Origin of the sequence: Nocardioides sp. NPDC057772, from assembly GCF_042798075.1 — a bacterium.
Classification (GTDB): Bacteria; Actinomycetota; Actinomycetes; order Propionibacteriales; family Nocardioidaceae; genus Nocardioides.
The window spans coordinates 1-8,833 of sequence record NZ_JBHVKN010000210.1 but is presented as its reverse complement, the minus strand read 5'-3'; the positions used below and the strand labels follow the sequence as shown (position 1 = coordinate 8,833).

The following is an 8,833-nucleotide window of genomic DNA, read 5'->3' as shown; positions in this document are numbered from 1 at the left end:
GGATCCGGCGGGCACGGCGTGCGTAGAAGCCGAGCAGGCTGACCCGGCCCTCGGTGCGCACCTGACGCATCAGCTGCTGGGTGATCAGGAAGCCCGAGATCGCGAAGAAGACGTCGACACCGACGAAACCGCCGGTCAGCGATCCGAAGCCGACGTGCAGCGCGACGACCGCGAGCACCGCGATCGCACGCAGACCCTGGATGTCGGGGCGATGCCGAGACGAGGTCGCGCTCCCGGTGGGCGAGCCTGTCGAGCTCACGGGCAGCGGCACCTCCCTCAGCCAAGCGCATCCGTCACATCCGTCGCGACGATAACTCTCGCAACCTGCCGATCCTGGTAGACGCGCCTAGTCGAGGTCGAGGTCGTCGCCCGCCGTGACGGGCCCTGGAGTGGGCGGAAGCGGGGGAGGAGTGCCGCCGAACGCAGGGCACAGCGACTTGTGGGCGCACCAGCCGCACAGCCTCCCCGGGTTCGGCTGCCAGTCGCCGGTCTCCTGCGCGGTGCGGATGGCGCGCCAGATCGCCTCGGCCTTGCGCTCCGTCGCCAGCAGGTCGGCCTCGTCGGGGACGTAGCGCAGGATGTCGCCCGAGCCGAGGTAGATCAGCTGCAGCATCGCCGGCACCACGCCTCGGGTGCGCCAGATCACCAGGGCGTAGAACTTGAGCTGGAACAGCGCCTTCGCTTCGTAGGCCTCGCTGGGGATCCTCGAGGTCTTGTAGTCGACCACCCGGATCCGGCCGTCGGCGGCGACGTCGACGCGGTCGATGAAGCCCCGCAGGAGCAGCTTGGAGTCGAGCAGGGCCTCGACGTAGTGCTCCCGCTCGGCGGGCTCCAGGCGGCGCGGGTCCTCCAGGTCGAAGTAGCGCCGCAGCACCTGGCGGCACGACTCCAGCCAGCCGGCCTCCGTCTCACCTGCCTCGGTGGTGAACAGCGTCGCCAGGGCCGGGTCGAGGCTGCGTACGTCCTCCCACGCCTGCTCCACCATCGACCTCGCCTGCCTCGGGGTGCGCTCGGGAGCGGGCAGGTCGAAGAGGTCCTCGAGCACCTTGTGCACCACGGTCCCGCGCGCGGCCGACTCCGACGGCGGCTCGGGGAGCTGGTCGATCGTGCGGAACCGGAAGAGCAGCGGGCACGAGGTGAAGTCGCTGGCGCGGCTGGGCGAGAGCGATCCCAGCACGTTGACACCGTCGACAGGTGTCGACCGCGCGTCGGCTGGTGAGGTGCTCATGAGGCCGACACTATGCGCAAGCACCGACATCCGAGCCTCGCCCGGCGCGTGCGTCGGGCAAACGGGAGGAGGTCGAGCGGGTCGAGACCAAGGGCGCCCACCTCTCGGCAACCGTCGCTCAAGTACGCTCGGAACGTGGCAGACCCTGACCCACGCCCCGGCGGCGACAAGCCGGTCGAAGAGGCGGCGCCCACCTCCCGAGCCCCGGGCACGATCAAGGTCGGCTCCATCGCGGGCAGCGATGTCCTGGTGACGCCGTCCTGGTTCCTCATCGCGGCGCTGATCGCCTGGCTGATGGCTCCCCAGATCGAGGCCGTGGAGCCGGGCCTGGGCTGGCTGACGTACGTCGCAGGCTTCGTGTTCGCGATCGTCCTCTACGGCGCCGTGCTGCTGCACGAGGCGGCTCACGCCATCGTCGCCAAGCGCCTGGGCTATCCGGTGGGCGTGATCATGCTCCACTTCCTCGGCGGCGCGACCGCCGTGGAGAGCGAGGCGAAGAAGCCGGGCCACGAGTTCTGGATCGCCGTTGTGGGGCCGCTGGTCTCGCTGGGGGTCGCCGCGGCTGCCTTCGGGGTCTCGTTCCTCACCCCGGACGGGCTGATCGGGCTGTTCATCACCGGGTTGTGGGTCACCAACCTCTTCGTCGGCGTGCTCAATCTCGTTCCGGGCCTGCCCCTCGACGGCGGCAGGCTGCTGAAGGCAGCCGTCTGGGCCGGGACCGGGAACCCCAACCGCGGAAGCATCGTCGCTGGCTGGGCCGGCCGCGTCCTCGCCGTCATGGTGCTGCTGTGGCCCTTCACCCAGGGTCAGATTCTCCGCATCCAGCCGGACCTCACGGACTACGTCCTCGCGGTCATCATCGGAGTCTTCCTCTGGAGCGGCGCGTCCGCGGCGATCATGTCGGCGAAGGTACGCCTCCGGCTCCCGCTCCTCGTCGCCCGAGACCTCGCCCGCCGCACCCTCGCCGTGCCTGCCGACCTCCCCCTGGCCGAGGCCGTACGCCGCGCCCAGGAGGCCGAGGCCGGCAGCATCGTCACCGTGACCAGCGGGGGCGAGCCGATCGGCCTGGTGCACGAGGGCGCCCTGCTGGCGACTCCCGAGGACCGCCGCCCGTGGATGGCCACCTCGACGGTCACCCGCAAGCTCGAGGACGGCCTCACGCTCCCGGCCGACATCGGCGGGGAGGCCCTGATCCAGGCGATCTCGAAGAAGCCGGCGCCCGAATACCTCCTGGTCGAGCCCGACGGCTCGATCTACGGTGTCCTGGTCACCTCCGACGTGGACGCTGCGTTCCGCGCCGGAGCCTGAGCCTCGGGCCTGCCAGGCGGGCGTCGTGGTTTGCCGGGTTGGCAGGGGGAACCGGTAGCCTCAGCGGGTGTCAAGCGCTGAGATCCCAGACATTCCGGCCGAGGCCCGAGCAGGTGTGCACCGCGGGCCGCTTCGTGAGGGCGAGTGGGTGCGGCTGACCGACACCAAGGGTCGCCGCCACAACTTCGAGCTCGTCGCGGGCAAGCGCTTCTTCTCCAACAAGGGTCACATCGACCACGACGAGCTGATCGGCCGCGAGGAGGGCTTCACCGTCACCGCCTCGACCGGAGGCGAATACCTGGTCTTTCGCCCGCTGCTGAGCGAGTTCGTCGTCTCCATGCCGCGTGGCGCCGCGGTGGTCTATCCCAAGGACGCCGCCCAGATCGTCGCCATGGCAGACATCTTCCCCGGCGCCTCCGTGGTCGAGGCCGGGGTCGGCTCCGGTGCTCTGACCTGCTCGCTGCTGCGCGCGGTCGGCCCACACGGCTTGGTGACCTCCTTCGAGCGCCGCGAGGAGTTCGCCGAGGTCGCCCGCAAGAACGTCGACCAGTTCTTCGGCACCCCGGCAGGGGAGTCCCACCCCAACTGGTCGCTCAACCTCGGAGACCTCCAGGAGGAGCTCCCGCGCCAGCAGATCCGCTGCGACCGGCTGATCCTCGACATGCTCGCTCCCTGGGAGTGCATCGACGCGGCCGCCGAGTCGCTCTATCCGGGCGGCATGGTCTGCGCCTACGTCGCGACCACCACCCAGCTGTCCCGCTTCGTCGAGACGGTCCGCGCCCACGGCGGGTTCACCGAACCACAGGCGTGGGAGTCGCTGGTGCGCGACTGGCACGTGGAGGGCCTGGCAGTCCGCCCGGGTCACAAGATGATCGGCCATACGGCCTTCCTGGTGACGGCAAGAAGGCTGGCGCCGGGCGAGCGTGCGCCTCGCAAGACGCGGCGACCTGCTCCCGGGGCGTACGGACCTGACTACACGGGTCCGCGGCCGGCCGACATGCCTGCTCCCGAGCCGGTCGCGGACGACGTTCCCGGCGCCGCGCCGGAGGGTGGCGCCGAGGTGGACTGAGTCCGCTCGGTGGCGGTCGATGATTCCGACGTGCCACAGATCGACACGAACTGGTCGAAGTGGACCGAATAGTGTCCAACACCGGTAAATCCTTCTCCGCTCCTACCCCTCCGCCTTGTAGGGTCGAAGGAGTAGAGGAGGTGTGCTGATGTCGACATCCGATGGATTCCATTCCGAGGGGCGCAGCCCCGAGGAGCTCGAGAGTCATGTCCGTTTCCTCGAAGCTGAGGTGACCGACCTGCGGCACAGGCTGACCGAGATGCCCGGATCTTCGCGTGGCCTGGAGGCGCGGCTCGCAGACGCGCAGCGCTCCCTGGCCGCCGTGACGTCGCAGAACGAGCGACTCACCGTGACGCTTCGGGATGCCCGAGACCAGATCATCAAGCTCAAGGAGGAGGTCGACCGGCTGGCGCAGCCGCCGGCGGGCTTCGGCACCTTCATCGGGCGCAACGAGGACGACTCGATCGATGTCTTCACCGGCGGACGCAAGCTCCGGGTGACCGCATCGCCCAACGTCGACCTGGACGAGCTTCGTTATGGCCAGGAGGTCATGCTCAACGAGGCGCTCAACGTCGTGGCCGCGATGGAGTTCGAGAAGGTCGGCGAGGTGGTGATGTTCAAGGAGCTGCTCGCCGACGGCGAGCGCGCCCTGGTGATCGCCAACGCCGACGAGGAGCGCGTCGTGCGGCTCGCCGAGCCGCTCCTGCACGACGCCATCCGCGCCGGTGACTCCCTGCTCCTCGAACCTCGCTCGGGATATGTCTACGAGAAGGTGCCCAAGTCCGAGGTCGAGGAGCTCGTCCTGGAGGAGGTGCCCGACATCTCCTACGAGTCGATCGGTGGCCTCAGCGGCCAGATCGAGCAGATCCAGGACGCGGTCGAGCTGCCCTACCTCTACCCGGAGCTCTTCATCGAGCACCAGCTCAAGCCGCCCAAGGGCGTGCTGCTCTACGGCCCTCCGGGATGTGGCAAGACCCTGATCGCGAAGGCCGTCGCCAACTCGTTGGCGAAGAAGGTCGCCGCGAAGACGGGGGCGGACGGCAAGTCCTACTTCCTCAACATCAAGGGCCCCGAGCTCCTCAACAAGTACGTCGGTGAGACCGAGCGTCACATCCGCCTGGTCTTCCAGCGTGCTCGTGAGAAGGCTGCGGCCGGCACCCCGGTGATCGTCTTCTTCGACGAGATGGACTCGCTGTTCCGTACGCGTGGCACCGGTGTCTCCTCCGACGTGGAGAACACCATCGTCCCGCAGCTCCTCTCGGAGATCGACGGCGTCGAGGCGCTGGAAAACGTCCTGGTCATCGGCGCCTCCAACCGTGAGGACATGATCGACCCGGCGATCCTTCGCCCGGGTCGTCTGGACGTGAAGATCAAGATCGAGCGTCCCGACGCCGAGGGTGCTCGCGACATCTTCTCGAAGTACCTCGTCCCCGACCTGCCGCTGCACCCGACCGATGTGGCCGAGTTCAACGGCGACAAGCAGGCCACCGTCGACGAGCTCATCCGCACCACCGTGGAGCGGATGTACACCGAGTCCGAGGAGAACCGCTTCCTGGAGGTCACCTACGCCAACGGTGACAAGGAGATCCTCTACTTCAAGGACTTCAACTCCGGCGCGATGATCCAGAACATCGTCGACCGGGCCAAGAAGATGGCCATCAAGTCCTTCCTGGACTCCGGTGAGGACGCCGCCCAGAAGGGCCTGCGGGTGCAGCACCTGCTCCAGGCCTGCGTGGACGAGTTCAAGGAGAACGAGGACCTCCCCAACACCACCAACCCCGACGACTGGGCCCGCATCTCCGGCAAGAAGGGCGAGCGCATCGTCTTCATCCGCACGCTCATCACCGGCAAGCAGGGCACCGAGCCCGGCCGCTCGATCGAGCAGGTCTCCAACACGGGTCAGTACCTGTAGAAGAGTCCGTACGCAGGGCCCGCTGCCACCACGGCAGCGGGCCCTGTGGCGTGTGGAGGTCCGTCAGGGCTTCCGAACGGAGACGAGAGCCGCGTTGCCGCGTGAGTCGACCTTCACCACCGCGACGGCGTGGCCGCCGCTGACCTCGGCCTCGATCTCCCGCGCCCGTTCCTGCGGAACGAACAAGCTCTCGATGCCGCAGTTGAGCCGCCAGCCGTCGTCGTGGCATTTCAGGAACGGCCCCTCGTCCGGCCGGTCGGTGGCCACGCCGGTGGCCTCCCAGACCTGCCCGCGTCGCGCCAGCGAGACATACGCATCGCCGGCCTCGTTGGTCGTACGCGTGCTGATGCCGGGATAGGAGAGGTCGACGTAGGTGCCGCGGAAGGGGTCGATCGGATCGACCGGCTCGACGCGGAGCGTGATCTCTTCGCCGGTGGCGCGTGCCGAGAGCTGGCCGGCGACGGCGACGCCGACGAGGCCGAGGTTGACGAGGCAGACGAGTGCCACCCGGATGCGAGTGTTCATGACAGAGCCTCACTGAGATTGGCGGCCACACCGCGCCGGGCGCGGTCGAAGACGAAGCCGGTGAGGAGCAGGAGCACCCCCAGCACCAGGAACAGGGTGGCGCCGGACATGATCGGCGCGAAGACGGCGAAGCTCTGCATGGTCGTGAAGGCGACCAGAGCGCCCGTGGCGAGCACGACGAGCAGCGTCCGGTCGCGTACGGAGCCGTCGACGGCGACCGCACCGGCGACGACGACGTACACCCCAATACTGACGAAAGCGGACAGCCACGCCTCTCCCGAGACGGAGCCGAGGTCGTCCACCTGCGGGTCCCACGCGACCAGCGCGAGTCCGGTCGGCACGATGAGCGCCGAGGCCAGCACCTCCCACCGCGACAATCCGTCGGTACGCAGTACCGCGACTGTGACGAGGAGTCCCGCGATCCCCAGCGCCACGACGAGGGTGGGGCTCCAGGCCAGGTCGTGGTCGCCGATCTGCGGGATCGCCGCGACGAACAGCCCGCCCAGAACGAGTACGCCGCCGGCCAGTCGCCACACCTGGGCGAAGGTCTCCTGGCCCCGGTCGTGCAGCGCGGCCATCGCGGTCGCGACCGCGCCCCCGACCAGGACCGCGAAGACGCCGGCGAACGTGCTCTCGCTGCTCGCCACCACCTGCCAGTCGAACCAGATCATCGTGGTCACGATGCCGACGACCAGCGGCGCCAGGCCGGCGCTCGCGTACGCATAGAGCAGGGCCCCAAGTCCCCAGACCCCTACCAGGGACGGCTCGTAGGCAGGCACCTGGAGGCTCTGTGCGGCTTGGAAGACGACCCCACCGAAGCCCATCGCCGCGATGCCCCGGAACGCGCCGCGCAGCGGTCGGGGGAGTGGGAGCGCCTCCGCGGCCGCGGTGAACGCGAGCCAGATGAGGACGATCCCGACGAAGCGCACCAGCGGTGAGAGCTCGTCGAGGTTCGTGGCCACCAGCCAGAGCAGCCCGACGCCCAGGAAGCCGCCCCCGAGATAGGAGACGACCCGTGTCAGCGAGCCGGCATGGGAGGCGACGTACCGTCGCTTGATCGTCTCCGCGGCGTCTTCGGTGAGGATGCCCTCGCTCACCCAACGGTCGGCCTCGTTGCTCAGCCAGTCGAGCCGCCGCGGCGCGACTGGTCGTACGTCTGTGTCCATAGGACCATTGCAGCGGTTCGCGGGGGAACGGCGCGTGAGTCCATGTACTCAACTCATCGGCTCTTAGGTCCTGATGCCTGACCTCATTTTCGGCTGCGCAGGCCGGGTCGCGGCGTTAGTCTTCGGGTATTCGCGGGGATCGCTCGTGCGGCGTGAACGGAGAGACGTGTGGACGCGTGGTTGTCGATCCTGGTGGGCGCTCTCCGGTCGAGCCAAGCCGGGCGGCACGGACCCCAGCTTCTGATCCTCTAAGGTTGAACGACGTGGCAGACGACATGGGGCGCAAGGACATCGAGGCGGGGTTGGAGACCCGCCATGAGCTGGGGGAGGCGTTCGACGCCGAGCTCGTCGCCGGCTTCGCCGACCGCATCGAGAAGACCGTCCAGGAGCGGGTCGGCGCCACAGCGGCCGCCCGCACGCTCGCCGAGCGTAACGAGTCGCGCACCTCGGTGTTCCAGTTCGTCCTCGGCGCCGGGTCGGCCGTCGCCGGCATCCCGATCAGCATCACCCTCGGTGTCACCGACAACCTCGGTGCGCTGGTGGTCTCCTGGGTCGGCCTCGTCGGCGTCAACGTCGCCCACGCGCTGCGTACGCGCAAGCGCTGAGGCGGGGGTCTGTTCGTCGAGGTATGCAGGAAACATGGCACTTCCCGTGCGGAATTCCGCCAGGGAAGTGCCGGTTCGTCTGCATACCTTGACGAACAGACAGCCCGACCGAGCGGCCCTCAGGGCGCCGTGGTGGGAGCCGGGGCGCGCTGAGGTCGCTGCTGCTGCCACTCACGTGCGCTGGACACGTAGATGGCGGAGTTGAGGACCACGCCGAGCAGGAAGCCGAACTGCCCTGTGAAGAGGGCAAAGGCGGTCCAGGGGATCTGGGTGACGAGCAGGAAGTGCTGCGCCCACCAGACCTTCCTGCCGACGAGCGCCGTTCCGGCGACTCCGAGAAGGGTCAAGGCATAGGACCAGAGATCGGTCACGAGGGTGCGAAGGCTTTCTCAAACGTGCATGCGGTGGCCCGGGTTCGCTGGTCCCGAGTTGCGGCGAAGATTCGCTTGGTAGAAATCTTGACGGCTGCGGCTGGGTATCGTCAAAGTGACGCGAATGTGCGCCGTGTCACGCCGAAGCGCGCCCCGCGGACACGTATCCCCACGGCTTGGAGGGGGCCGGGCCGGGGAGGTAGTCCTGGTGGAGGAGATCGACCTGAAATCCCTGGTCGGCCAGGAGTTCCGGAATGTCACGAGTGAGGTGGCAGCCGCCGAAGAGGCGCTGCTGGAGGCCGTCGAGGCGGTGCTGCCAGCGGGCGACCGCGGGGTCGGGGGAGAGGCCGTGCTCGGCGAAGCCGATCGTGCCGCCGGGGCGCAGGACGCGACGCAGCTCCGCGAGCGCGCCGGCGACGTCGGGGATCGTGCACAGCGAGAAGGTGACCAGGCCCGTGTCGACCGAGGCGTCGTCGAGCGGGAGCCGGGCGCCGTCGAGGCCGACGCGGCTCACCGGGACCGTCGACCCCGAGCGCCGGGACGCCGAGAGCTCCCAGGCGAGGTCTGACGGCTCGACGGCGACGATCTCGGTGACCTCGGCGGGATAGAGCCCGATGTTGCTGCCGCTTCCGAAGCCGATCTCGATGAC

The 8,833-nt window shown here is 68.8% G+C and carries 10 protein-coding genes; 4 read left to right on the top strand and 6 right to left on the bottom strand.

Features of this window, described 5'->3' with window-relative positions:
* Positions 1-259, bottom strand: a 259-nt coding sequence (locus ACFVJS_RS23675) for an acyltransferase family protein (RefSeq protein WP_378885626.1), incomplete at its 3' end; no start/stop codon positions are given.
* An 87-nt stretch (positions 260-346) separates the two neighbouring features.
* Positions 347-1,228, bottom strand: a complete 882-nt coding sequence (locus ACFVJS_RS23670) for a RecB family exonuclease (RefSeq protein WP_378885625.1) — start codon at positions 1,226-1,228, stop codon at positions 347-349.
* A gap of 135 nt (positions 1,229-1,363) precedes the next feature.
* Here ACFVJS_RS23670 and ACFVJS_RS23665 point away from each other — a divergent pair, with 135 nt between their 5' ends.
* The 3 genes from ACFVJS_RS23665 (at position 1,364) to arc (ending at position 5,517) form a co-directional block, all read left to right on the top strand.
* A complete protein-coding gene (locus ACFVJS_RS23665; RefSeq protein ID WP_378885623.1) occupies positions 1,364-2,536 on the top strand; it encodes a site-2 protease family protein in 1,173 nt (390 codons plus the stop codon).
* 67 nt (positions 2,537-2,603) lie between these two features.
* Complete coding sequence (locus ACFVJS_RS23660; protein WP_378885621.1) at positions 2,604-3,605, top strand: tRNA (adenine-N1)-methyltransferase; 1,002 nt, start codon at positions 2,604-2,606, stop codon at positions 3,603-3,605.
* A gap of 148 nt (positions 3,606-3,753) precedes the next feature.
* Entirely contained in the window at positions 3,754-5,517 is a 1,764-nt protein-coding gene (arc, locus tag ACFVJS_RS23655) for a proteasome ATPase (protein ID WP_378885619.1), read from the top strand.
* A 63-nt stretch (positions 5,518-5,580) separates the two neighbouring features.
* Here arc and ACFVJS_RS23650 read toward each other — a convergent pair whose 3' ends face one another.
* Positions 5,581-6,042: a GDYXXLXY domain-containing protein gene (locus ACFVJS_RS23650; RefSeq protein ID WP_378885617.1), complete on the bottom strand. Its 462-nt coding sequence runs from the start codon at positions 6,040-6,042 to the stop codon at positions 5,581-5,583.
* Positions 6,039-7,208 carry a DUF2157 domain-containing protein gene (locus tag ACFVJS_RS23645; RefSeq protein WP_378885616.1) on the bottom strand — a complete coding sequence of 390 codons (1,170 nt, stop codon included), beginning with the start codon at positions 7,206-7,208 and terminating at the stop codon, positions 6,039-6,041. The genes ACFVJS_RS23650 and ACFVJS_RS23645 overlap by 4 nt, the downstream gene beginning before the upstream one ends.
* Before the next feature lie 263 nt (positions 7,209-7,471).
* On the opposite strand from ACFVJS_RS23645, the gene ACFVJS_RS23640 reads away from it, so the two are divergent.
* The gene (locus tag ACFVJS_RS23640) at positions 7,472-7,813 is read left to right on the top strand and encodes a hypothetical protein (protein WP_378885614.1); all 342 of its coding nucleotides are present in this window, start codon (positions 7,472-7,474) and stop codon (positions 7,811-7,813) included.
* Positions 7,814-7,932: 119 nt separating this feature from the next.
* Here the strand turns inward: ACFVJS_RS23640 and ACFVJS_RS23635 are convergent, their stop codons facing one another.
* A complete protein-coding gene (locus ACFVJS_RS23635) occupies positions 7,933-8,184 on the bottom strand; it encodes a hypothetical protein (RefSeq protein WP_378885612.1) in 252 nt (83 codons plus the stop codon).
* 136 nt (positions 8,185-8,320) lie between these two features.
* Positions 8,321-8,833, bottom strand: a 513-nt coding sequence (locus ACFVJS_RS23630; protein ID WP_378885610.1) for a class I SAM-dependent methyltransferase, incomplete at its 5' end; no start/stop codon positions are given.